Source organism: Stenotrophomonas sp. X (assembly GCF_055721025.1).
The window spans coordinates 3,782,858-3,805,072 of record NZ_CM146756.1 but is presented as its reverse complement, the minus strand read 5'-3'; the positions used below and the strand labels follow the sequence as shown (position 1 = coordinate 3,805,072).

At 67.9% G+C, this 22,215-nt stretch carries 21 protein-coding genes and 2 riboswitches; of the genes, 12 read left to right on the top strand and 9 right to left on the bottom strand.

Annotated elements, in window-relative coordinates; translation table 11 throughout:
• The first annotated feature begins 112 nt into the window (after positions 1 to 112).
• Together ACZ75I_RS17480 and ACZ75I_RS17475 are read left to right on the top strand one after the other, a co-directional pair.
• Positions 113 to 370, top strand: a complete 258-nt coding sequence (locus tag ACZ75I_RS17480) for a hypothetical protein (protein WP_005419663.1) — start codon at positions 113 to 115, stop codon at positions 368 to 370.
• Positions 371 to 665: 295 nt separating this feature from the next.
• Positions 666 to 1,739, top strand: coding sequence for a 3-deoxy-7-phosphoheptulonate synthase (locus tag ACZ75I_RS17475; protein ID WP_111175333.1), 1,074 nt, complete (start codon positions 666 to 668; stop codon positions 1,737 to 1,739).
• Positions 1,740 to 1,945: 206 nt separating this feature from the next.
• On the opposite strand, the gene ACZ75I_RS17470 is transcribed toward ACZ75I_RS17475, so the two are convergent.
• A complete protein-coding gene (locus ACZ75I_RS17470) occupies positions 1,946 to 2,563 on the bottom strand; it encodes a trimeric intracellular cation channel family protein (protein WP_005411215.1) in 618 nt (205 codons plus the stop codon).
• An 84-nt stretch (positions 2,564 to 2,647) separates the two neighbouring features.
• A riboswitch (glycine riboswitch) is annotated at positions 2,648 to 2,751 on the bottom strand.
• A gap of 13 nt (positions 2,752 to 2,764) precedes the next feature.
• A riboswitch (glycine riboswitch) is annotated at positions 2,765 to 2,854 on the bottom strand.
• A 40-nt stretch (positions 2,855 to 2,894) separates the two neighbouring features.
• On the opposite strand from ACZ75I_RS17470, the gene ACZ75I_RS17465 reads away from it, so the two are divergent.
• The 3 genes from ACZ75I_RS17465 to ACZ75I_RS17455 all read left to right on the top strand — a co-directional run bounded on the left by ACZ75I_RS17465 (position 2,895) and on the right by ACZ75I_RS17455 (position 4,202).
• Positions 2,895 to 3,170 carry a GIY-YIG nuclease family protein gene (locus ACZ75I_RS17465; RefSeq protein ID WP_072167269.1) on the top strand — a complete coding sequence of 92 codons (276 nt, stop codon included), beginning with the start codon at positions 2,895 to 2,897 and terminating at the stop codon, positions 3,168 to 3,170.
• 144 nt (positions 3,171 to 3,314) lie between these two features.
• On the top strand, positions 3,315 to 3,746 hold the full coding sequence (locus tag ACZ75I_RS17460) for a nuclear transport factor 2 family protein (protein WP_180868876.1): 432 nt from the start codon (positions 3,315 to 3,317) through the stop codon (positions 3,744 to 3,746).
• Between the two features lie 3 nt (positions 3,747 to 3,749).
• Positions 3,750 to 4,202, top strand: coding sequence for a hypothetical protein (locus ACZ75I_RS17455; RefSeq protein ID WP_180868878.1), 453 nt, complete (start codon positions 3,750 to 3,752; stop codon positions 4,200 to 4,202).
• 80 nt (positions 4,203 to 4,282) lie between these two features.
• On the opposite strand, the gene ACZ75I_RS17450 is transcribed toward ACZ75I_RS17455, so the two are convergent.
• Positions 4,283 to 5,563 (bottom strand): NAD(P)/FAD-dependent oxidoreductase, encoded by a 1,281-nt coding sequence (locus ACZ75I_RS17450; RefSeq protein WP_180868880.1) that lies wholly within the window; start codon positions 5,561 to 5,563, stop codon positions 4,283 to 4,285.
• A 123-nt stretch (positions 5,564 to 5,686) separates the two neighbouring features.
• Between ACZ75I_RS17450 and ACZ75I_RS17445 the strand changes: the two genes are divergently transcribed.
• Together ACZ75I_RS17445 and ACZ75I_RS17440 are read left to right on the top strand one after the other, a co-directional pair.
• Entirely contained in the window at positions 5,687 to 6,466 is a 780-nt protein-coding gene (locus tag ACZ75I_RS17445) for an NYN domain-containing protein (RefSeq protein WP_049470953.1), read from the top strand.
• 112 nt (positions 6,467 to 6,578) lie between these two features.
• Positions 6,579 to 7,199 carry a glutathione S-transferase family protein gene (locus ACZ75I_RS17440; protein ID WP_180868882.1) on the top strand — a complete coding sequence of 207 codons (621 nt, stop codon included), beginning with the start codon at positions 6,579 to 6,581 and terminating at the stop codon, positions 7,197 to 7,199.
• An 82-nt stretch (positions 7,200 to 7,281) separates the two neighbouring features.
• Here ACZ75I_RS17440 and ACZ75I_RS17435 read toward each other — a convergent pair whose 3' ends face one another.
• A complete protein-coding gene (locus tag ACZ75I_RS17435; RefSeq protein ID WP_180868926.1) occupies positions 7,282 to 9,459 on the bottom strand; it encodes a primosomal protein N' in 2,178 nt (725 codons plus the stop codon).
• Positions 9,460 to 9,872: 413 nt separating this feature from the next.
• Here ACZ75I_RS17435 and ACZ75I_RS17430 point away from each other — a divergent pair, with 413 nt between their 5' ends.
• From ACZ75I_RS17430 to sppA, 4 genes are all read left to right on the top strand, one after another.
• Positions 9,873 to 10,877, top strand: coding sequence for a hypothetical protein (locus tag ACZ75I_RS17430; RefSeq protein ID WP_138952333.1), 1,005 nt, complete (start codon positions 9,873 to 9,875; stop codon positions 10,875 to 10,877).
• The gene (locus ACZ75I_RS17425) at positions 10,870 to 11,451 is read left to right on the top strand and encodes a DUF3106 domain-containing protein (RefSeq protein ID WP_180868885.1); all 582 of its coding nucleotides are present in this window, start codon (positions 10,870 to 10,872) and stop codon (positions 11,449 to 11,451) included. Before ACZ75I_RS17430 ends, ACZ75I_RS17425 begins: the two co-directional genes overlap by 8 nt.
• 206 nt (positions 11,452 to 11,657) lie before the next feature.
• Positions 11,658 to 13,022 (top strand): MATE family efflux transporter, encoded by a 1,365-nt coding sequence (locus ACZ75I_RS17420; protein ID WP_005419642.1) that lies wholly within the window; start codon positions 11,658 to 11,660, stop codon positions 13,020 to 13,022.
• A gap of 115 nt (positions 13,023 to 13,137) precedes the next feature.
• Positions 13,138 to 15,060 carry a signal peptide peptidase SppA gene (gene sppA, locus ACZ75I_RS17415; protein ID WP_061478137.1) on the top strand — a complete coding sequence of 641 codons (1,923 nt, stop codon included), beginning with the start codon at positions 13,138 to 13,140 and terminating at the stop codon, positions 15,058 to 15,060.
• A 125-nt stretch (positions 15,061 to 15,185) separates the two neighbouring features.
• On the opposite strand, the gene ACZ75I_RS17410 is transcribed toward sppA, so the two are convergent.
• Entirely contained in the window at positions 15,186 to 15,404 is a 219-nt protein-coding gene (locus ACZ75I_RS17410; protein ID WP_180868887.1) for a hypothetical protein, read from the bottom strand.
• Positions 15,405 to 15,515: 111 nt separating this feature from the next.
• On the opposite strand from ACZ75I_RS17410, the gene ACZ75I_RS17405 reads away from it, so the two are divergent.
• On the top strand, positions 15,516 to 16,292 hold the full coding sequence (locus ACZ75I_RS17405; protein ID WP_180868889.1) for an SDR family oxidoreductase: 777 nt from the start codon (positions 15,516 to 15,518) through the stop codon (positions 16,290 to 16,292).
• Between the two features lie 94 nt (positions 16,293 to 16,386).
• Here ACZ75I_RS17405 and ACZ75I_RS17400 read toward each other — a convergent pair whose 3' ends face one another.
• From ACZ75I_RS17400 to ACZ75I_RS17380, 5 genes are all read right to left on the bottom strand, one after another.
• On the bottom strand, positions 16,387 to 17,097 hold the full coding sequence (locus ACZ75I_RS17400; RefSeq protein WP_180868891.1) for a hypothetical protein: 711 nt from the start codon (positions 17,095 to 17,097) through the stop codon (positions 16,387 to 16,389).
• Positions 17,098 to 17,131: 34 nt separating this feature from the next.
• Positions 17,132 to 17,821, bottom strand: a complete 690-nt coding sequence (locus ACZ75I_RS17395) for a DUF4124 domain-containing protein (protein ID WP_180868894.1) — start codon at positions 17,819 to 17,821, stop codon at positions 17,132 to 17,134.
• Positions 17,822 to 17,864: 43 nt separating this feature from the next.
• Positions 17,865 to 18,455 carry an L-threonylcarbamoyladenylate synthase type 1 TsaC gene (gene tsaC / locus ACZ75I_RS17390; protein ID WP_005419629.1) on the bottom strand — a complete coding sequence of 197 codons (591 nt, stop codon included), beginning with the start codon at positions 18,453 to 18,455 and terminating at the stop codon, positions 17,865 to 17,867.
• 131 nt (positions 18,456 to 18,586) lie between these two features.
• Positions 18,587 to 21,070 carry a DNA topoisomerase I gene (locus ACZ75I_RS17385; RefSeq protein WP_134969340.1) on the bottom strand — a complete coding sequence of 828 codons (2,484 nt, stop codon included), beginning with the start codon at positions 21,068 to 21,070 and terminating at the stop codon, positions 18,587 to 18,589.
• Positions 21,071 to 21,263: 193 nt separating this feature from the next.
• The gene (locus tag ACZ75I_RS17380; RefSeq protein WP_472958389.1) at positions 21,264 to 22,193 is read right to left on the bottom strand and encodes an RDD family protein; all 930 of its coding nucleotides are present in this window, start codon (positions 22,191 to 22,193) and stop codon (positions 21,264 to 21,266) included.
• Positions 22,194 to 22,215: the final 22 nt, after the last annotated feature.

The window sequence follows — 22,215 nt, the reverse complement described above, 5'->3', positions numbered from 1 at the left end:
CACCGCTCTGCCCGCCTTGTAGCAGCGCCTCCGGAGGCGCATGGCACATGCGCCTGTCACCCGGACGCGGTAAACAGGACATTGCCCATGTCCATCCGCAGGGAAGTTGATCATGCAGAGCACGCTCCAGGTAACGCTGTACGGCCCACAGGGCGATACGCCGGCACTGCAGCTGCCGCAGATGGAAGGGCCCTCGGTGGCCATCCCGGAAGCGGTACTGCGCCGGCTGGTGTCCGATCTCTACACCACCCGTTCCCTGCTCAATCCCGAGCAGCTGGACGAGGCCCGGCAGGAGCTGGACCGCGTGCTGGAGCGCTGGGCCGACATCCACGAAGGCCTGCTGCTGGACGTGGAAGTGCATGGCAGATGAGCGACCTTGCACGGCGGCCACCGCGTGGGCTGCGCGGTCAGGCGCATCACTGAACCGCGCGCCCAGTTGCGGATGAAACATTTTGCACTGCGCAAAAGCTGTGCTATCAATAGATCCCATGAACGCAGCCGCCACCCGCTTTTACTGGTATTACTTTCCGAAGCCACTGGCGGAGGAAGGACTGCGCTCACCCTGAAGAAAGCTTCAGACGCATTCCCGAAAGCCGCCAGCGAACCTGGCGGCTTTTTTCATGCCGCCACGCTGGGGACCCCCAACGTTCCGGAGATCTCCTGCAATGCCCCCGCACACCGACGACCTGCGTATCCGCACCATCGAACCGCTGACACCGCCCGCCCAGCTGCTGGCGATGCTGCCCTGTGACGATGAGGCTTCCGACACCGTCAGCGCCTCGCGCGCGGCCCTGCACCAGATCCTGCACGGCCGTGACGACCGCCTGGCGGTGGTGGTGGGCCCGTGCTCGATCCATGACCCCAACGCCGCCATCGAGTACGCCCAGCGCCTGAAGCCGCTGCGCGACGCGCTGGCTGGCGAGCTGGAAATCGTCATGCGCGTGTACTTCGAGAAGCCGCGCACCACGGTGGGCTGGAAGGGCCTGATCAACGACCCGGACCTGGACGGCAGCTTCAGGATCGACAAGGGCCTGCGCATCGCCCGTGGCCTCCTGCGCGACATCAACAAGCTCGGCCTGCCGGCCGGTGTTGAATTCCTCGATGTGATCTCGCCGCAGTACATCGCCGACCTGGTGGCATGGGGCGCGATCGGCGCACGCACCACCGAAAGCCAGGTGCATCGCGAGCTGGCTTCGGGGCTGTCGTGCCCCGTCGGCTTCAAGAACGGCACCGATGGCAACGTGAAGATCGCCGCCGACGCGGTGGGTGCGGCATCCAACCCGCATCATTTCCTGTCGGTCACCAAGCAGGGTGGCACTGCCATCGTGTCGACCACCGGCAACCCGGATTGCCATGTGATCCTGCGCGGTGGCAAGCAACCGAACTACGACGCTGGCAGCGTGGCTGAGGCCTGCCAGGTGCTGGCCAAGGCCAAGCTGCCGGCGCGCCTGATGATCGATGCCAGCCATGCCAACAGCCTGAAGAACCCCGAGAACCAGCCGAAGGTGATCGACGACATCGCCGCTCAGATGGAAGACGGCGAACAGCGCATCGTGGGCGTGATGATCGAGAGCCATCTGGTCGGGGGCCGCCAGGAACTGGTGGAAGGCCAGCCGCTGGTCTACGGGCAGAGCATCACCGATGGCTGCATCGACTGGGACACCACCGTGACCGTGCTGGAGCGACTGGCTGCGGCCGTGCGTGCCCGTCGTGAAGTGAAGGTGTCCGAAGCGGCGTGAATGAAGCCGCCTGATGGCGGCACGTGTGTGGATGGCGGCCAGCGCCTGCGGGGGTGCGGCCGCGATCAGGGCCGGCCGGAGTTGGAGACCGGCCCATCTGCACCGGCGATGCGCCTGGCGCTGCGCATGAGCGACAGCGCCAGGTACATCGCCGGGGTGGTGCAGTCGATCCGCGCCCAGCATGGAACCCCAGGCGAACGCGAACCTCAATGCACTTCGTCGTGGTACACGAACTTCGGCATTTCCCAGCGGTAGTGGATCGCCAGCAGGCGCAGCGCGAAGCCGCCGCCGAGGCAGCACAGGATCGCGGTGGCGTCGGCCACGCCCCAGTGCAGCAGCAACAGATACGCCGCGCCGGTCAGCAGCGCGATGATCGCGTACAGCTCCTTCTGGAAGATCAGCGGCACCTCGTTGCAGAGGATGTCGCGCAGCACGCCGCCGAACGCCCCGGTCAGCATGCCGGCGATCAGCACGATCGGCATCGCATGGCCGGCTTCGCGCGCGATCGAGCAGCCGATCAGGGTGAAGGCGATCAGGCCCAGTCCGTCGAGTACCAGGAAGGTGCGGCGGAAGTGGTGCATCCAGCGTGCAACCCAAGTGGCGATCAGCGCCGCGCATACGGTGAACCCCAGGTACTCGGGATGCTTCACCCAGCCCAGCGGATAGTGGCCGAGCAGGATGTCGCGCAGTGATCCACCACCGAGGGCAGTGACACAGGCGATCATGACCACACCGAACAGGTCCATGCGGCGACGGCCGGCAGACAGTGCACCGGTCATGGCTTCGGCGGAAATGGCAATCAGGTAGATGATGGACAGCAGCATGGAACAGGCTCCGGGCGCGGTGGGGCCGGCCATGCGCGACTACCGCCACTGCCTGCGCAATGACGGGATGACGATGACCGGTGCCGCTCCCGCTGTCCTTTTGCCTGAGAGTTCAGCGGCGTTGGCCGCGTGCCCCTTCGGCGGATCGTCCCGGGCATGCCCGGTGACCTCTCTCCAGCTCGGCGAGTCGAATGCATGGTTGGTGGGATTCCAGCCCACCGGCCTGAGCGATCATGGGAGCCTGCGCCTTCGGCGGGCGCCAGCGCGGCGCCTCTCTCCTGCATTCGGGCGCCAGTATATCCGCTGCAGTGCAGCACGGCATAATCCAGGCATGGCCCCTTCCGCCCGCCCGTGGTTTCTGTACCTGCTCGAATGCCGCGATGGCAGCTATTACGCCGGCATCAGCACCGACGTGGACGCGCGTTTCGCCGCCCACCAGGCCGGCAAGGGCGCGCGCTACACCCGGGCCCGGCCACCGCTGCGCGTGCTGGCCGTGCGCGAATACCCGGACCGGGCCGCCGCCTCACGCGCCGAGTGGCAACTCAAGCAGCAGCCCCGCGAACGCAAGCTGGCCTGGCTGCAGGCGTTGGATCCTGCGCTTCTGTAGAGCCGAGCCCACGCTCGGCTGTTGTTGCTGCTGCCTGATGGTGAAGCCGAGCATGGGCTCGGCTCTACAGTAGATCCACGCCGTGCGTGGATGGGCTACCCGGCCCATGCGATGATCGCCCCGCGCCCAGAGCTGGAGACCCGGATGTCGACGATCGCCCTGCTGTTCGCTCTTTCCGCCGCAACGAGCCCTGCCGCCGACCCGGCCACCCTCGCGGCCATCGAAGCCACCTGCCATGACTACGTCGATGGCCAGCTGGAGGCGGACCCACAGCGCGTCGCCCGTTCCCTGCACCCGGACCTGGCCAAGCGCGCTGTGCTCGGCGATACACCCGACGAACGGCTGGGCCTGCGCCGGATGTCGAAGGAAGAACTGGTCTCGTTGACGAAGCAGGGCGCGTTGAAGACCCCGAAGGATCAATGGGATCGTCGCTGCACGGTGCTGGACGTGACCGGCAACGCGGCCTCGGTGCGGCTGGAGACCCCGTGGTTCGTCGACTACTTCCACATGGGGTGCTTCGACCAGCGCTGGGTCATCGTCAACGCGTTGTGGTACCCGAAACCGAAGGCGCAGTGAGCGATGCGTGCCGCCGGCAAAGCATGGATCTCCGTCGTCGTCCTGGTTGCCGGCATCGCGCTGCTGCCTGGCCTGCTGTACCTGCTCGGGCTGGCATTGGCAGGCGGTCGGCCGAAGCCAGTCGACCGTGCGCCCAGTGGTGTGGCTGCGTGCAGTAGCGAGCCACGGGCGGGGTATCAGCCGATGAACCCCTGGCGCTTCACCGCCCAGTTCTTCGACAACGACGCGATGAAGAAGGTGCCTGAAGTGGAGCGGGAGGCCTTCTGGATTGCCCGGCGCCACCTGTGGCGGCAACCGCAGCGCGGCATGCTGCGCTGGCAGCTCAGCAGTACCGCATTGACGATCTGGATCACCCGGCATTGGAGTACTGCGCAGATTGCCGACACCGCGAGGAAGGAGGACTTCTGCCGGACCTGGTCGAAACGGCGGGTGTCCGGTGGCGCGATGAACCAGTAGATCCACGCCATGCGTGGAGAGTGTTGACGAGGTCAGAGCCCTTTCCTGCGGAAAGGGATCCGACCCCGTTGCGTGCAGTCCTACCGCCTCGGCCGCCGGTCATCCCGGTCATCACCGAAGATGATGCGCGCACTGCGCTGGTAGCTCCAGTACGCGACCGCCCAGTTCAGCAGCACCACGATGCGGTTGCGGAAGCCGATCAGGAAGAACACGTGCGCGGCCAGCCAGAACCACCACGCCAGCACGCCCGACAGCTGCAGTCGGCCCAGGTGCACGATCGCGGCCATGCGGCCGATGGTGGCCAGGTTGCCGTAGTCGGCGTACTTGAACGGACCGGGCTCGGGCTTGCCGTGCAGCCGTGCGCGGATCACCTCGGCCACGTACTTGCCCATCTGCTTGGCGGCCGGTGCCACACCGGGAACCGGCTTGCCGTCGGCCTGGCTCAATGCGGCCAGGTCGCCGGCCACGAACAGCTCCGGGTGATCGGGCAGGGTCAGGTCCGGTTGCACCGGCACGCGTCCGGCGCGGTCCAGTGGCACGTCCAGCGTGCGCGCCAGCGGTGAAGCGGCCACGCCGGCGGCCCAGACCACGGTGCGCGCCGGTATGAACTGTTCGCCGAGCTTGAAGCCCTGGCTGTCGATGTCGCTCACCGGGGTTCCGGTCAGCACTTCCACGCCCAGTTTTTCAAGTTGGCGGCGCGCCTTCAGCGAAAGCACATCCGGGAACGAGGACAGCACGCGCGGCCCAGCCTCGACCAGCCGCACCCTGGCGCTGGCCGGGTCGATGTGGCGGAATTCGTTGCGCAGCGTGTGGCGCGCGATCTCGGCCAGGGTGCCGGCCAGTTCGACGCCGGTGGGACCACCACCGACGATGGCGAAACTCAGCCACGCCGCCTTCTTCGCCGGGTCCGGTTCGGCCTCGGCGCGTTCGAACGCCAGCAGCAGCTTGCGGCGCAGCGCGATGGCATCGTCCAGCGTCTTCAGGCCGGGCGCATCATCGGCCCACTGATCGTTGCCGAAGTAGGCGTGGGTGGCGCCGGTGGCCAGCAGCAGGCTGTCGTAGTCCAGCGTGCTGCCATCGGCCATGCGGATCTGCCGCGCCTGCTTGTCGATGGCCACCACTTCGCCGAGGCGGACTTCCACATTGCGCTGGTGGCCGAGGATGTGGCGCAGCGGTGCGGCGATATCCGGCGCGGACAGGCCGGCGGTGGCCACCTGGTACAACAGCGGCTGGAACAGGTGATGGTTGCGGCGATCGACCAGGGTGATGCGTATGCGCTCGCGGGCCAGGGCACGGGTGGCCCAGAGACCGGCAAAACCGCCGCCGACAACGACCAGGTGGGGAACGCGTTCGCGACTCATCGACTCACTCCAGTGGGGGCATCGGGGGAAGCGCCTGGCATCTTCGCACGGCGGCCACCTGTCACGTCAGCGCCGGCCCGGATCGGCGATACTCGGGTTCAGGCAACGGCCCGTGAGGAGCCCATGAGCGAACCGGAAAAGCGCATCGCCCTGTTGATCGACGCCGACAATGCGCCGGCCTCGAAGATCGACGAGGTCCTGGCGGAAGTCGCCCGCTACGGCGTGGCCAACGTGCGCCGTGCCTACGGCAACTGGAAGAGCCCGCGACTGAAGGGGTGGGAAGCGGTGCTGCATGAGTATGCGATCCGCCCGATCCAGCAGTTCGCCTACAGCAAGGGCAAGAACGCTTCGGACATGGCGATGGTGATCGATGCCATGGACCTGCTGTACGCGCGCAACCTTGATGGCTTCGCCATCGTCTCCAGCGATGCGGACTTCACCCCGATGGTGATGCGCCTGCTGACCGATGGCGTGAAGGTATATGGCTTCGGCGAGAAGAAGACGCCCGAGCCATTCGTCAATGCGTGCTCGAAGTTCACCTACCTGGAGGCACTGGGCCAGACCCATGCCAGCGTGCCGGATGCCGAACAGGCGTCCAGCGAGCAGGCCTCGAACGAGCCGGTGGCCAACGACGATGCGCGTCCGCGCAAGAGCGGTGCGGAAATGCGCAGTGACACCCGGCTGGTGAAGATGCTGCGCCGTGCGGTGTCCGCGGCCGAGGGTGAGGATGGCTGGTCGCACCTCGGCCCGGTCGGCAGCCAGATCGGCAACCAGGCTTCGTTCGATCCGCGCAACTATGGCTACGGCAAGCTCAGCGACCTGCTGGCGGCGATCGGCCTGTTCGAACTGAAGAAGGATGGCAAGTCGTCCTACGTGCGCGCGCTGCCAAAAAAGAACCGGTAGTGCCGGCCGCTGGCCGGCAGCGCGCAGGCGCCCGATCCCGCATCCGGCACGCACACACCCGTAACGATCAGGCGTATCGTTGCCGCTCGCATTGCCAGCAAAGGAAACCCGCATGTTGAAGATCTGGGGCCGCCGCAATTCCAGCAACGTCCGCAAGGTGCTGTGGTGTGCCGAGGAAATCGGCCTGCCGTACGAATCCATCGAGGTCGGCGGCAGCCACGGCGGCACGCAGACGCCGGAGTACCAGGCGATGAATCCCAACGGCCTGGTGCCGGTGATCGAAGACCACGGCCTGCCGCTGTGGGAATCGAACGCCATCGTGCGCTATCTGAGCGCGCGCTATGCGCTGGGCACGCTATACGCCGCAGACCCGATGGAGCGCGCCCAGGCCGAGAAGTGGATGGACTGGAGCACTTCGCGGATGGCGCCGCTGTACAGCGACCTGGTCTGGGGCATCATGCGCACCGCGCCGGCCGACCGCGACGAAGCGCGGATCAATGCCGCCATCGTGCGCGCCGGTGACTACCTGGCGATGGCCGACGCCACCCTGGCCAGGCAGCCGTGGCTGTCGGGCGAGAAGTTCGCGATGGGCGACATCCCGCTGGGCTCGCTGGTCTATGCCTGGTTCGAACTGCCGATCCAGCGACCGGAGCTTCCGCACCTGGCGGATTGGTATGCGCGCCTGCGCGAGCGGCCGGCCTACCAGCGCGGCGTGATGTCGCCGCTGACGTAAGCACTGCCCGGTACTGAAACGCAGCCGAGCATGGCTCGGCTCTACGGTAGTGCCGAGCCATGCTCGGCAGTGCTCTACGGGATCAATACAGGTCCGTTGGATCCACATCCAGCGACCAGCGCACCTTGCGTGCTTCCGGCAGCGCATAGAGCTGCGGCACCAGCTGCGCGAGCACGCCATGCAAGGGTGGCCGCTGCGGCGCCGACAGCAGCAGCTGTGTGCGCTGGTAGCCCGCGCGCCGCGGCATCGGCGCCGGCATCGGGCCGTACGCCTCCACCACGTTCTGCTCGCCCAGCAGCTGCCGCGCTGCCAGCAGGAACGCATTGGCGTGCTCGACCTGCTGCGCTTCGGCGCGCATCAGCGCCAGGTGCGCGAACGGGGGGAACCCTGCGGCTTGCCGCTGGTTCAACTCGGCCTGCGCGAACGGGTGGTAGCCACCGCTCACCAGGGTTTCCAGCAGCGGGTGACCCGGGTGATGGGTCTGCAGCCAGACCTCGCCGGGGTCACGTGCGCGCCCGGCGCGACCGGCCACCTGGATCAGCTGTTGCGCGAGTTTCTCACTGGCGCGGAAGTCAGCGGAGAACAGGCCTTCGTCGATGCCCACCACCACCACCAGGGTCAGCTTCGGCAGGTCATGGCCCTTGGCCAGGATCTGCGTGCCGACCAGGATGCCGGGCTGGTCGCCCAGTTTCGCCAGCTGCTGTTCCAGCGCATCGCGGCGTGAGGTGGTGCCACGGTCGATGCGCACCACCGGGAAATCGGCGAAGGCGGCGGTGAGGTGTTCTTCCAGGCGTTCGGTGCCGATGCCCTGCGGCTGCAGCGCTAGGCTGCCGCAGGCCGGGCATGCCAACGGCGCCGGTTGGCGCGCGCCACAGTGGTGGCACTGCAGGCGTCGGCCGCCGCCATGCACGGTCATCGGCGCATCGCAGCGCTGGCACGGCGCGGTCCAGCCGCAGTCGTGGCACAGCAGCACCGGTGCGTAGCCGCGGCGGTTCTTGAACACGAGCACCTGCTGGCCACGCTGCAGGTGTTCGCCGATGCCGGCCAGCACATCGGCCGAGAGGCCATCGTGCAGCGGCCGCTTGCGTACATCGAGGATGCGCACGCGCGGTGGCCGTGCATCGCCGGCGCGCTGCTTCAGGCGCAGGTGCGTGTAGCGCCCTGCGTAGGCGTTGTGCAGCGTTTCCAGCGAAGGGGTGGCGCTGCCGAGCAGTACCGGAATGCCCAGTGCCTTGGCCCGGACCAGGGCGAAATCGCGCGCGTGGTAACGGATGCCGTCCTGTTGCTTGTAGCTGCCGTCGTGTTCCTCGTCGACGATCAGCAGGCCAGCCTGCGGCAATGGCGTGAACACCGCCGAGCGGGTGCCGACGATGACCCGTGCTTCGCCACGTGAGGCGGCCGCCCAGACGCGCGCGCGCTCGTTGTCGTTCAACCCCGAATGCAAGGCGTGCACGGCGATGCCGAGGCGGCCGCGGAAACGTGCCAGGGTCTGCGGGGTCAGGCCGATTTCCGGCACCAGCACCAGCGCCTGCCTGCCCTGCGCCAGGCAATGGATGATCGCCTGCAGGTAGACCTCGGTCTTGCCGCTGCCGGTCACGCCGTCCAGCAGGAACGGCTGGAAGCCGTCGGCAGCGTTGATCGCAGCCACCGCCCCGGCCTGGTCCGGGTTAAGCGTGGGGCCGGGCAGCGGCTGCGCATGCTGCGGTGCCACCGTCATCGCCACGCGCTCGGCCAGCGCGCGCTTGGCCAGGCTGCGTGCAGCGGTGCGCCAGTCGGCCATGCGTTCGCCGAGCACGTCCTCATCCACGATCGCCCCGGCCAGCAGCTCGGCCAGCTGCCGCGGACGGCTGCCGGCGCGCAGCTTTTCGCGCTGGGCGTGGCCTTCGGTGGTCAGCTGCCAACCCCAGTGGTGGGTGTCGGGCAGGGCCTCGCCATGGCGCAGCGGGCCGGGCAGGGCGGTGCTCAGCACCTCGCCCAGTGGCGCATGGGTGTAGCGCGCCAGCCACTGCAGGCTCTGCCAGAGTTCGCCCTGCAGCAGCGGCTGCCGGTCGCACCAGGCCAGCGCCTGGCGCAGTCCCTGGCCGTCGCCGGTCTGGCCGTAGCCGGCCACCACGCCGACCAGCTCGCGGTTGCCGAACGGCACCTTCAGGCGGCAGCCGACCGCGGCCGTGGGGCCATCGCCCTCCGGCGACAGGTAGTCGAACAGGCGGGGCAGGGGGACGGGCAGGGCGACCTGCAGGGTCGGAATGGGCGAAAGCATCGGGCCAGTGTAACGGGCCATGCGCGCGCGAATGGCAGGGGGCAGACGTGCCCGGGCGACGACCGTTGAATCATAAATGTCACCTAAATATCGGTGTCCATTGGAGATTCAGGCTTATCCACATGTTCTGTGGATAACGTTGTGCGTTACCGGTCGACGGCAACGCAGGAGGCCGATGGCGACGAGCTCACGCTTGGGTTGGTCAAAAAATCGCCACACTTAAAAGGCATTCAAAATCAACAGCTTGAGTGTGAAACATTGCTGAAACAGAGTGAGTTCAGCTGCATGCCGCAATTTCCCGCGCGGGGAGCGTGGTGCTGTGCACAACCTGCAGCACGAAGTGCCTGTGGGCGCAAGTCCTACGGGTGCCGATGGGCTGCAGCTATCATGCCGGCAGACCTTTGGAGTGACCGATGACGGCTGTGCCCGCCCCTGTTTCCTCGACCGCGGCCGGCGCGCTGTCGGCGTTCCTGCGTGGCGTCGAACGCCGCGCCCTGGTGGTGGCTGAACTGCAGTGCGGCGATGCCGCCCGTGCCGAGCAGACCCTGGTGGCAGTGATGCGCGCGTTTGCGGCGGTCGCCAGCGACCTGCCGATGGCGCAATGGCCGACCCGCTTCTGGACCCTGCTGGGCCAGCGCCAGGCGCTGCGCGAGCCGGCGGGCGGGCAGTGGGCGCCGTCGTTGGCCGCGTTGGGCGCGATGCCGCCACTTCCACGACTGGCGCTGCTGCTGCGGGTGGGCGGCAGCCTGGACGAGGGCATCGCCATGCGCGTGCTCGACCAGGACGAGGCCGGATACCAGCACCTGCTGGCTGACGCGTGCCCGCGGGATGCCCATGGCCAGCCAGACGCCGCAGCCTGGCGCCAGCTGGCCGAGCAGGTGCAGGCGCGTATCCGTGAACTGCCGGCCACGCGCCTGCAGCAGCTCCAGCAGCCGGCCGCACCCGCCGCCCACAACGAGGCGCCCACGTCCAGCTGGCGCGCCCCTCAGCGCGACGAGCGGGCCACCGCCATCGCCAAGCGCCGTCGGGCGAGTGCCAAGCCGCGCTGGCGCGGTCCGCTGATCCTGCTGGCGACCGTGGCGGTGCTGCTGGCCGCGGCGCTGGGTTGGCGCTACCTGCAGGGACATTCGTTCGGCAGCGATGCACCCTTGCCGGAGGGCGTGGTGGGCGAAGCCGGTCCGGTGACCGTGGAAGCCCTGCCACCGAGCAAGGTCGACGCCACACCGGACGCGGGCCAGGCGCAAGCCAATGATGACGCAGCGATGCTGGCAGACCGCGACTACCCGCTGGTCGCCGATGCCGACCTGTACGCGTGGACTGCCGCGGGCGGCCCGCTGCCGGTGGATGAATCGCAAGCCAAGCCGAGCCGGCCGGAGCCGGCCAGTGCCACGCTGGAAACTGCTGCCGCCGATGAATAAGTCCGTGCTCGCCAGCCTGCTGCTGGCCCTGCCGCTGTCGCTGTCCGCCGCACCGCAGCCGTTGAGCGTGCCGTTGCCGCCACTAGTTCCGGGCAGTTCGCCGGCCACGCCGGCGTCGGCCGCTGCAACAGCACCTGCCGAATTCGCCCAGCTGGATACGCAGCAGCAGAGACAGCGCCGTGCCGACTACGCCGCCTGGCGCGCATTGCCGGAAGCAGAGCGCGAGCGCATCCGTCAGGCGGCTGCGCGCTTCAATTCGCTGCCGGCCGATCAACAGCAGCGCATGCGGCAGCAATTCCAGGCGCAGGATCAGGCGTTCCGCGCCGGATGGCGGCTGGGCCCGCAGCTGGGCCTTGAATTCCCCAAGCTGCACGGACTGTTCGGATTCGTGCCACCGGAGCAACGCGAGACCGCTCTGGCCGTGCTGCGCCAGCTCAACCCGGCGCAGCTGGCCCAGCTGGCCCTGGTCGCGCAGCGCACACCGCCGCAGGAGCGCGACACGGTGCGCAGCGCCTTCCTCGCCGTGCCCGCCGCCGAGCGCGACAGCTGGCTGAAGCGCCAGGCCGGCCAGTAGAAAAGGGGACGGAGGGGATTAAGTCGCATCCGGCACTGACTGGCCTGATACGACTTAATCCCCTCCGTCCCTTTTTTGTGTGGGGCGGCTGAAACCCAGCATTCACGCCATGTCATGGGAATGCAGGCGCCGCCCGCGTAAGATGAGCGCCCGCAACCCGGTGCCTGTGCCCTTCGCGCGCAACCGCAGTTCGCGTCAAGCACCTTATGTCTACTGCAACCTCCACGCCGCGCTTCAGCAAGGAAGTCGGCGCCACCGGTCTGCTCGCCCTGCCGCTCGTGCTGGGCCATGTGTCCACCGGTCTGATCTCCTTCGTCGACAACGTGATTGCCGGCCACCACGCTACGGCGACCCTTGCCGCAGTCACCATCGGTACGGCGCTGTTGTGGCTGCCGATGCTGATTCCGATCGGCACCCTGATCTCGCTCACCGCCTCGGTGTCGCAGCTGCACGGCGCCGGCCGCGAGCGCGAGATCGGCCCGCTGTTCCGCCAGGCACTGTGGCTGGCGCTGGGGCTGGGGCTGATCATGTTCACCTTCCTCACCGTGGTGCCGCCGCTGCTGCCGGCCTTCGGCATCGCGCCGGACATCGTGCCGGGGGCGACCGCGTTCCTGCATGCGGTGCGCTGGGGTGGCCCGGCGCTGACCCTGTACTTCTGCATGCGTTATCTCAGCGAGGGCATGCACTGGACGCTGCCGACCATGCTGCTCGGCTTCGGTGGCCTGCTGGTGCTGGCACCGATGGGCTACGTGCTGGCCAATGGCAAGCTCGGCTTCCCGGAGTTGGGGGCCGAGGGCCTGGGCATCGCTTCGGCGGTGATGATGTGGCTGCAGGCGACCGCATTCGCCCTGTATCTGTGGCGGACCAAGCGCTTCGCCCATCTGCAGCTGTTCTCGCACTTCGAGGGACCGCGCTGGAAGGCGATCTGGGAGCTGCTGCGTACCGGCCTGCCGATCGGCATCACCGTGTTGATGGAAGGTGGCCTGTTCATCGTCACCGCCTTGCTGATCGGCCGCCTGGGCGCCAATGAAGCGGCGGCACACCAGATCGCGATCAACGTCGCGCAGCTGTGCTTCATGATCCCGATGGGCGTGGCCGAGGCCACCACCGTGCGCGTCGGCCATGCGGTCGGCCGTGGTGACGGCTTCGGCGTGCGGCGTGCGGCCTGGGCCGGCTACGCGATCATCATGGGCACGCAGACGTTGTCAGCGGCGGTGCTGCTGTTCGGCCACGATGCCATCGTCGGTGTGTACACCAACGACCTGGCAGTGGCCGGCCTGGCCTCGACCCTGCTGCTGTACGCGGCCACCTTCCAGTTCCCGGACGGCATCCAGGTGCTGTCGGCGGGCGCGCTGCGCGGGCTGAAGGACACCCGCGTGCCGATGTTCATCGCCATGTTCGCGTACTGGGGCCTGGGCATGCCGCTCGGCGCCGGGCTCGGCCTGGGGCTGGGCATGGGCCCGCAGGGCATGTGGATCGGCCTGATCGTCGGCCTGACCGCCGCTGCCATCCTGATGGGCTGGCGCCTGCGCCGCAGCAGCCAGCGCATCGGGCAGTCCGCGCTGTCCTGATCTTCCTGCCCGCCATGCCGACCCATGGCGGGCGATCCCCTGACTTGTGTCCGATGCCGCATCACGCGGCACCGGCTATGCTGGTACCACGGCAAGAAGCCATCCGGAGCGTTCCATGAATCAACCCGTGCCCCCGCTGCCCCCGGCGCGTCGCAACCCCGTCGCCAGTTTTTTCATCGGGCTGTGGGACGTCATGAACTTCACCCGCCGGTTGATCCTCAACCTGGTGTTCTTCGGCCTGCTGTTCCTGCTGCTGGTGATGTTCGTCATCGCCGCCGGCATGGGCGCCGGTGCCAGCAAGTCACTGCAGGACCGCACCACCCTGGTGATCGCGCCGGAGGGCCGCCTGGTCGAGCAGTTCAGTGCCGATCCGGTCAGCCGCGCACTGGCCAAGGCGGTGGGTGACAACGGTGCCGAAGAGATCCAGCTGCGCGATCTGCTGCGGGTGATCGAGTCGGCCAAGGACGACAAGAAGATCGAGCGCGTGGTGCTGGAGCTGGACAAGCTGCAGCCGTCCGGCTTCGCTTCGCTGCGTGAAGTGGCCGCCGCGCTGCAGGATCTGCGTGCCTCCGGCAAGCAGCTGGTGGCCTACAGCGAGAGCATGGGCCAGTCGCAGTACCTGCTGGCCGCGCAGGCCGACGAGGTCTACCTGGACCCGATGGGTTCGGTCGTGCTCGAAGGCCTCGGCCGCTACCGCCAGTACTTCCGCACCGGCCTGCAGGACAAGCTGGGCGTGGACGTGCACCTGTTCAAGGTGGGCGAGTACAAGTCCGCGGCCGAACCGTACGTGCTCGACGCCGCGTCGCCGGCCTCCAAGGAAGCCGACCTGTTCTGGATGAACGATGTGTGGCAGCGCTATCTGGGCGACATCGCCAAGGCGCGCCGCCTGGATCCGGCGCAGCTGGCTGCCGGCATCGACACGCTGCCGGAAGGCATCGCCGCCGCCGGTGGTGACCTGGCCAAGTTCGCCCTGCAGCAGAAGCTGGTGACCGCGCTGAAGACCCGCGAGGAATTCGAGGATCTGATGATCGAGCGCGGCGTGGCCGACGAAGATGCCGACGGTGGTTTCCGCAACGTCGACTTCGGCCGCTATCTGGCCCTGCTCGACGCCCGTCGCAACCCGGTGGACTCGCGTCCGCAGGTGGCCGTGGTGGTGGCTGCCGGCGAGATCAGCGGTGGCGACCTGCCGGCCGGCCGCATCGGCGGCGAGTCGACCTCAGCGCTGTTGCGCGCCGCGCGCGACGACGACAACGTGAAGGCCGTGGTGCTGCGCGTCGATTCGCCGGGCGGTGAGGTGTTCGCCTCCGAGCAGATCCGCCGTGAAGTGGTGGCGCTGCAGGCCGCCGGCAAGCCGGTGGTGGTGTCGATGGGCGACCTGGCTGCCTCCGGTGGCTACTGGATCAGCATGAATGCCGATCGCATCTACGCCGATCCGTCGACCATCACCGGTTCGATCGGCATCTTCGGCATGGTGCCGAACTTCAGCCGCGCGCTGGACAAGATCGGCGTGCACACCGATGGTGTCGGCACCACCCGTTTCGCCGGTGCATTCGATGTCACCCGCCCGATGGATCCGGCCGTGGGCCAGGTCATCCAGTCGGTGATCAACAAGGGCTACGCCGACTTCACCGGTCGCGTCGCCGACGCCCGCAAGAAGCCGGTCGAGGCGGTGGACGAGGTGGCTCGCGGCCGCGTGTGGAGCGGTGCGCAGGCCAAGGAACGCGGCCTGGTCGATGCCTTCGGTGGCCTGAAGGATGCCGTGGCCGACGCTGCCAGCCGTGCCAAGCTGGGCAAGGCCGACGCTTATCGCGTGCGCTACATCGAGAAGGCGGCCACGCCGTTCGCACAGTTCGTCAGCGGTTTCGCCGGCAGCCGCGCCGGTGCCTGGATGCTGTCCGATTCGGGCATGGCGCGGATGATGCTGGCACGCACGATGCCGGAAGTGGACACGCAGCTGCGCTTCGTCGAGAACGCGGCCCGCGAGAAGGGCAATGGCGCACCGGTGAAGGCGCTTGCTTACTGCTTCTGCGGGTTCTGACGGAAGCCATCCACGCAGGGCGTGGAACTACTGGACAGCGAAACGCCCGGCCTTGGCCGGGCGTTCTCGTTCATGGGGTCTGATCCCTTGGTTTCGCAAAGGGCTCTGACCCCATAGGCCACTCGTCATCGCGCCGCGTCGGCCTCGGCCTCGGCCTTGCGCTCGCGTGCGGCGGCTTCGTCCACGGCCTTCTGCGCGCCCTTGGCGCGGTCCAGCGGCTCCTGCATCGCACGCGACATCGCCTTGGGTACCGGTGGCTTCTCCGGATTCGGCGTCGGCGGACGCTGGCAGGCCACCAGCAGCACGATGGCCAGCAGGGACAAGAACAGGATCAGGATGCGCATGGCGGTACTCCGCGGTGGGCGTTCGCGCAGTGTCGCATCTCCGGCAACGCCCTGCCGTGAGCGCGTATCCTTGCGGCACCGAAACACAGCGGGCGCGGCCCCGGAGAACACATGACCCAGCAACGGTGGCGCCTGGACGGCCAGACTGCCCTGATTACGGGCGCCAGCGCCGGCATTGGCCTGGCCATCGCGCACGAACTGGCCGGCCTCGGTGCCGACCTGATGATCGTGGGCCGTGACATCGATATGCTGGAGACGGCGCGCGACGAACTGCTGGACTTGTATCCGCAGCACCAGGTGCACGCGCTGGCTGCCGATGTCTCCGATGACGAGGACCGGCGGCAGATCCTGGACTGGGTGGAAGACCACAGCGATGGCCTGCACATCCTGGTCAACAACGCTGGCGGCAACGTCACCAAGGCGGCCACGGAGTATTCCGAGGACGAATGGCGCAAGATCTTCGAGACCAACCTGTTCTCGGCCTTCGAGCTGTCGCGCTACGCGCATCCGCTGTTGGCGCGGCATGCGTCGTCGTCCATCGTCAACGTCGGCAGCGTGTCCGGCCTGACCCACGTGCGCAGTGGCGTGGTCTATGGCATGACCAAGGCCGCGATGCACCAGATGACGCGCAACCTGGCCGTCGAGTGGGCGGAGGATGGCATCCGGGTCAACGCGGTGGCGCCCTGGTACATCCGCACGCGGCGCACGTCCGGTCCGTTGTCGGACCCGGACTACTACGAAGAAGTCATCAACCGCACGCCGATGCGTCGCATCGGCGAGCCGGAGGAAGTGGCTGCCGCGGTAGGCTTCCTGTGCCTGCCGGCGGCCAGCTATGTCACCGGCGAGTGCATCGCCGTGGATGGCGGTTTCCTGCGCTACGGGTTCTGATCTTCCGAAAGGCAGTGCCGGCCGCTGGCCGGCAACCACACGATGTTCAGTTGATTGCAGTTGCCGGCCAGCGGCCGGTACTACCGCATGGCGGTCACCCCGGTACCGGGCAGTTGCTGGCCTCCAGCACGCCCTGCAACCGTTCGCGTTCGCCCCGGGCGTTGTCGCGGTTCTCCGGCGAGGCGAACCGCTCGCGGCCACGTGCGTCGCGGAAGCGTTGCTGCCAGCTGCTGCAGCGCTGCGCGTCCGGCAGTTCCTCGCAGCGGTCGCGCACCACTTCGCAGCCTGCAGCATTGACCGGTGTGGCGCCGCCCAGGCCCTGCACGGTCATCAGTTCGCAGCGGCCGGGGGCAGCTTCGTATTCGTGCAGGTAGCCACCGCCCTGGCTGTCGGTGCACTGGAAGATGGGCGGCAGCGGCGGCTTCGGCGGCGCATTGCTGTCCGGCGCGGCATCGGCCTGGCGTGGCAGCGATGCACTGTCGAGTATCAGATCGCCGCCCTCGCGTTCGACCATGCCGGCTTCCATGATCGTGCGTCCTTCGCCGGGGCGGCGGGGGCTGGGCGCGGAAGCCGGCGGCATACCCGCCGCCGCCGGTTCGGGTGGCGACGGCACAGGGGCCGGCGTGGGCGACGCACTGGCAGCGGCCGGAATCCGCACCACCTGCTGCTTGCTGCCGGCAGGGCAGGGCGTACGTTGCAGGGTGGGCACATCGCTGTTGCTGGAGGTGCAGCGGTAGATCACCCCGTCGTCGGCCACTGCGTTGCCGGCGAACAGGCCCAGGGCCAGCCAGATCAGGTTCTTCATGCGCACAGCGTACATGCCACGGCAGGTGCTGCGCTCAGCGTTCGCAGTCGCGCGACAGGCGCGCGTCGATGCCACGCTGTTCGTTGCTGATGGCGGTGCGTTCACTCTGCAGCGCGCTGTTGTAGCGGCGGTCCAGTTCCCAGCGGCGGTCGCGCAGGCGCGCGCAGACTTCCTGTGGCGGCAGCGCATGGCAGCTGTCGCGGACCAGCACGCTGCCGGCCGGAACCTGCACACCGACACCTACCGCTGGCGGCCGGTAGCCGGTTCCTTCACCGATGGGGGTGCCGACCGGCGTGCCGAAGGCCGGGCGTGGGCCGGGATGGACCGGGCCGTGGTGCCCATGCGGGAGCCAGACGCTGGTCCACAACGGCACCCAGCGCGGATTGCCCTCGTTGTTATCGCTGGTGTAGCGGCGACCGTCGTCGCTTACGCACTCGTACAATGGTTGTGGTGGCTGGAGGTAGACGTGGCGGATCTCACGATCACGCATCACCGGAACCTCGTCCGGCCGGGCGGGTGCCGCGTCGCTGCGCACCACCCGGGGGGCCGGGTCGCGCGGGCGCTGCAGGTCACGCACTTCCTGCCGGCCACTGCTGCATGGCTTGTCCTGCAGGGCCACGGCGCCGTTGCTGGCGACACAGCGGTATACGCGCACGTCCTCGGCGGCGGGTGCGGTCCACGGCAGCAACAGGCACAGGCCCAGGGCGGTGCGCAGCAGGTTCATGGCGGCAGGGTGCGTGATTGTCCGTGGCAGTGCAATCGTCGGTTCAGGAGCGCAGCACGTTGCCGCTTAGCGCGTCGCGGATCGGGGTTGGCTGGGCCAGGCCGCCGGTCTCGCCGTCGAGGAGGCCATCGAGCAGGCGCAGCAGGCGCGGATCGAGCTCGGCACGGCTGCGGGCCGGTGGTTCACCGGCCAGGTTGGCGCTGGTGGAGACCAGCGGGCCACCCCAGGCGCGGCACAGGGCGGCGACCAGCGGGTGGGCGCTGATGCGCACCGCGATACCGCTGTGTTCGCCGGTGACCCAGGGCTGCGCGTGCGGACCGGCCGGCAGGATCCAGGTGTTGGCGCCCGGCCAGCTGGCCAGCACCGCGCGCTGGCGGGCGTCGGGCAATGCCTGCAGGCGGACCCAGCCCTCCAGCTGCGACAGTTCGGCGGCGACCAGGATCATGCCCTTTTCGATCGGGCGCTGCTTCAGCCGCAGCACCGCGTGCACCGCGGCTTCATGTGACGGATCGCAGCCCAGGCCCCAGACCGCTTCGGTCGGATAGGCAATCACGCCACCGGCGCGGAGCGTGGCGACAGCAGAGTTCAGGGTGAGTTCTTTCATGACGGCGACCGGCCCGGCGTGGGCCTCCATTATCCCCCCGCTGCGTGCAGAAGGGGTGGAACGCACCCACTCGGTAGTGCCGGCCGCTGGCCGGCATCCGACGCTTCCAGGTGTTGCCGGCCAGCGGCCGGCACTGCCCCTCATCCGCGCATGGCGTGGATCTACTTCTTTGCGGCGGTCTTCTTGACGGCCTTCTTCGCCGGTGCCTTCTTTGCGGCAGCTTTCTTCACCGCCTTCTTGGCCGGCGCTTTCCTGGCCGCTGCCTTCTTCGGCGCTGCTTCCTTCTTCACTGCAGCCTTCTTGGCCGGCGCCTTCTTCGCGGCGGCTTTCTTGGCGCCGAAGCCCTTGCGCACCGGCTTGCCGGTTTCTTCCATCAGCTGTTGCACTTCGGCCAGGGTCAGCGAGGCCGGCTCGCGATCCTTGGGGATCTTGCCGTTCATCTTTCCATCGCTGATGTACGGGCCGAAGCGGCCGTTCAGCACCTGGATGTCGCTGCCCTCGAACTCCTTGATGATCCGGTTGCGCGCGATCTCTTCCTTCTCTTCGATCAGGAATACGGCGCGGGCCAGGTCGATGGTGTACGGGTCGTCTTCCTTCTTCAGCGAGGCGTAGGTGCTCCCGCGCTTGGCGAACGGGCCGAAGCGGCCGATGCCGACGCTGACCGGCTCACCATTGTCCTCGCCCAGCGCGCGCGGCATCAGGAACAGTTCCAGCGCGTCTTCCAACGAGATGGTGTGCATCGACTGGCCGGGGCGCAACGAGGCGAACTTCGGCTTTTCCTCGGCGTCCTCGGCAGTGCTGCCGATGGCAGCATACGGCCCGAAACGACCCAGCCGCACGCTGACCGGCTTGCCGGTCTTGGGGTCGGTGCCGAGCTCGCGCGCGCCACTGGCCTCGGCGCGGTCGACCGATTCCTTCTTGTCTTCGACCAGTTCCTTGAACGGCTCCCAGAAACGGGCCATCAGCGGGATCCATTCTTCCTCACCGCGCGAGACGGCATCGAGCTCGTCCTCAAGCCTGGCGGTGAAGTCGTAATCCACGTACTGGGTGAAGTGGCTGGACAGGAACTTGGACACCGCGCGGCCCACGTCGGACGGGCGGAAGCTGCGGCCTTCCATTTCCACATACTTGCGGAACAGCAGGGTCTGGATGATCGAGGCGTAGGTCGAAGGACGGCCGATGCCGTACTCTTCCAGCGCCTTCACCAGCGCCGCTTCGGTGTAGCGCGGCGGTGGCTGGGTGAAATGCTGTTCGGCCAGGATGCGTTCCAGCGGGATGCGGTCGCCCGGCTTCATCGCGGGCAGCTTGCGGCCCTCATCCTCGTCCTCGGCGCTCTTGTTGTCCTTGCCTTCCTCGTACACGGCCAGGAAGCCGGGCACGACCACGGTGGTGCCGCTGGCGCGGAACACGTGTTCGCTGCCGGCCGACAGGTCGACGCTGACGGTGTTGAGCGTGGCCGGGATCATCTGGCAGGCCACCGCACGCTTCCAGATCAGCTCGTACAGGCGCCGCTCGTCGTCGGTCAGGAAGCGGGCGACCTGCGACGGCGTGCGCAGGGCCGAGGTCGGGCGCACCGCTTCGTGCGCTTCCTGGGCGTTCTTCGACTTGGTCTGGTAGGTGTTGGGCTGGTCCGGCAGCGAGGCGATGCCGTAGTCGCGGGCGATCACGTCGCGGATTTCCGCCAGCGCGTCCTGCGACAGGTTCACCGAGTCGGTACGCATGTACGAAATCAGGCCGACGGTGCCTTCGTCGCCGATGGCCACGCCCTCATACAGCTTCTGCGCCACCTGCATGGTCTTGCGGGTGGTGAAGCCGAGCTTGCGCGAGGCTTCCTGCTGCAGGGTGGAGGTGGTGAACGGCGGCGCCGGGCGGCGCTTGCGCTCCTTGCTGGCCACGTCGGTGACGTGCAGCGAACCCTGCGCGGCCTGCTGGATGCGCATGCGCGCCGCTTCAGCGGTGTCGCCATCGGTGATGGTGAACTGCTCGAACTTCTGCCCGTCCAGCTTGACCAGCTTGGCATTGAAGTGCTGGGACGGGTGCGCGCACTCGGCAGCGATCGACCAGTACTCGCGGGCGATGAAGGCTTCGATCTCTTCCTCGCGCTCGACGATCATGCGCAGCGCCGGGCTCTGCACGCGGCCGGCGGACAGGCCGCGCTGCACCTTGCGCCACAGCACCGGCGACAGGTTGAAGCCGACCAGGTAGTCCAGCGCGCGGCGGGCCTGCTGGGCATCGACGAGGTCGCTGGCGATCGCGCGCGGCTGGCTGATCGCTTCCTTGATGGCGCGCGGGGTGATCTCGGTGAACACCACGCGCTGCATCGGCTTGTCCTTGACCAGCCCGCGTTCCTTCAGGATCTCGGCGATATGCCAGCTGATTGCTTCACCCTCGCGATCCGGGTCGGTTGCCAGCAGGATGTCGTCGGCGCCCTTGGCGGCCTTGGCGATCGCATCGACATGCTTTTCGTTCTTGTCGATCACGTCGTAGTGCATGGCGAACCCGTTGTCCGGGTCGACCGCGCCTTCCTTCGGAATCAGGTCACGCACATGCCCATACGAGGCCAGGACGGTGTAGTCCTTGCCGAGGTATTTGTTGATCGTCTTGGCCTTGGCCGGCGATTCGACGATGAGCAGGTGCTTGGGCATGGCAGCAGTGTCTGTGGGGCGAGCCGCAGGGAAGGGGCCGCTAGGGTGGAGCAAACGGCCGCATTAGTGAAGCGGCCACGGACAAATCAATACGCTGAACGCCCGGTAGTGTGCCGGGCGTTCAGGTTTCACCTTATTAGAGGAATCACGCCCGGCCAGCCCCTGTCAAGCAGCCAGACGTGAGGATGGCCGTTCATGAGGCCATCTTGGCGATGAAGCCGACCGCAGCCACCAGCAGCACCAGGCCCGCCACCGTCAGCAGGCCGGTCAGTACCAGGATCACGATGGTGACCGTACCCAGCTCATGGCGCTGCAGCTGCGGCTGGTCGGTGTAGGCCCAGCGGTCGACCACCAGGGTGTCGCAGATCATGTCGTGCAGGCCCTGCTTGCGCTCGGTGAAGGCGGCCATCAGGAAGCCGATGCCCAGGGTGAAGCTGCTCAGCAGCATGGCCCAGTAGCGACCGAAGGCGCGGCCACGGGTCAGGCGGTCACCGTTGCTGCGCACGACCTTGATGCCGACCGCCATCTTGCCCAGCGTGGCGCCGCCCTGCGAGGAATGGAACCAGGTGTAGTAGGCCACGCCGATGGCCATGTTGATCAGCGCGCTGGCCAGCTGCGCGACGATTTCGATGGAGGTTTCGCCACTGCCCACCGCGCCCATGCTGGCGCCAAGCACCACGCCGATGATGGCGCCGATGATGCCGCCCGGCACGGCCAGCACGAAGTAGTCGATCATGTAGGCCGCGACGCGCTTCCAGAAGCCGGCGTAGACCACCTCGCCGCCGATCACCGGCCGCGCGCCACCGGCAGCGGCGGCGGCCGGGGCGTTGTAGGGCGAGCTGCTGAGCGCGCCCGTGCCAGGCAGCGGCGCAGTGCCGTTGTCGATGGCGGCGTAGTCGCTGCGCAGGTCGAAGCCGCCACTGGCAGTGGCGGTGCTGGCGTCGGCCAGCGTCTGTAGGCCCAGTTCATCGACCACCTGGCGCAGTGCAGCCCACTGGGCCATGCCTTCGCGCCAGACCAGGGTGTCCAGGTTCAGTTCGCCGCGCTGGAAGCGCTGGCGGACCTCCTGGACCGACAGCGGGCCCTGGCGTTGCTGTCCTACGGCGTAGTACCACTCAGTCATTGCATGTTCCCTGTTGGATCGT

Coding starts and splice junctions, on each gene's coding strand:
- ACZ75I_RS17400 (WP_180868891.1), bottom strand. CDS start 17,097: ATGAAGAACCTGATCTGGCTGGCCCTGGGCCTGTTCGCCGGCAACGCA.
- ACZ75I_RS17410 (WP_180868887.1), bottom strand. CDS start 15,404: ATGCGCATCCTGATCCTGTTCTTGTCCCTGCTGGCCATCGTGCTGCTG.
- ACZ75I_RS17405 (WP_180868889.1), top strand. CDS start 15,516: ATGACCCAGCAACGGTGGCGCCTGGACGGCCAGACTGCCCTGATTACG.
- ACZ75I_RS17425 (WP_180868885.1), top strand. CDS start 10,870: ATGAATAAGTCCGTGCTCGCCAGCCTGCTGCTGGCCCTGCCGCTGTCG.
- ACZ75I_RS17460 (WP_180868876.1), top strand. CDS start 3,315: ATGTCGACGATCGCCCTGCTGTTCGCTCTTTCCGCCGCAACGAGCCCT.
- ACZ75I_RS17380 (WP_472958389.1), bottom strand. CDS start 22,193: ATGACTGAGTGGTACTACGCCGTAGGACAGCAACGCCAGGGCCCGCTG.
- ACZ75I_RS17440 (WP_180868882.1), top strand. CDS start 6,579: ATGTTGAAGATCTGGGGCCGCCGCAATTCCAGCAACGTCCGCAAGGTG.
- ACZ75I_RS17470 (WP_005411215.1), bottom strand. CDS start 2,563: ATGCTGCTGTCCATCATCTACCTGATTGCCATTTCCGCCGAAGCCATG.
- ACZ75I_RS17480 (WP_005419663.1), top strand. CDS start 113: ATGCAGAGCACGCTCCAGGTAACGCTGTACGGCCCACAGGGCGATACG.
- ACZ75I_RS17395 (WP_180868894.1), bottom strand. CDS start 17,821: ATGAACCTGCTGCGCACCGCCCTGGGCCTGTGCCTGTTGCTGCCGTGG.
- ACZ75I_RS17450 (WP_180868880.1), bottom strand. CDS start 5,563: ATGAGTCGCGAACGCGTTCCCCACCTGGTCGTTGTCGGCGGCGGTTTT.
- ACZ75I_RS17465 (WP_072167269.1), top strand. CDS start 2,895: ATGGCCCCTTCCGCCCGCCCGTGGTTTCTGTACCTGCTCGAATGCCGC.
- tsaC (WP_005419629.1), bottom strand. CDS start 18,455: ATGGAGGCCCACGCCGGGCCGGTCGCCGTCATGAAAGAACTCACCCTG.
- ACZ75I_RS17475 (WP_111175333.1), top strand. CDS start 666: ATGCCCCCGCACACCGACGACCTGCGTATCCGCACCATCGAACCGCTG.
- ACZ75I_RS17430 (WP_138952333.1), top strand. CDS start 9,873: ATGACGGCTGTGCCCGCCCCTGTTTCCTCGACCGCGGCCGGCGCGCTG.
- ACZ75I_RS17455 (WP_180868878.1), top strand. CDS start 3,750: ATGCGTGCCGCCGGCAAAGCATGGATCTCCGTCGTCGTCCTGGTTGCC.
- ACZ75I_RS17435 (WP_180868926.1), bottom strand. CDS start 9,459: ATGCTTTCGCCCATTCCGACCCTGCAGGTCGCCCTGCCCGTCCCCCTG.
- ACZ75I_RS17385 (WP_134969340.1), bottom strand. CDS start 21,070: ATGCCCAAGCACCTGCTCATCGTCGAATCGCCGGCCAAGGCCAAGACG.
- sppA (WP_061478137.1), top strand. CDS start 13,138: ATGAATCAACCCGTGCCCCCGCTGCCCCCGGCGCGTCGCAACCCCGTC.
- ACZ75I_RS17445 (WP_049470953.1), top strand. CDS start 5,687: ATGAGCGAACCGGAAAAGCGCATCGCCCTGTTGATCGACGCCGACAAT.
- ACZ75I_RS17420 (WP_005419642.1), top strand. CDS start 11,658: ATGTCTACTGCAACCTCCACGCCGCGCTTCAGCAAGGAAGTCGGCGCC.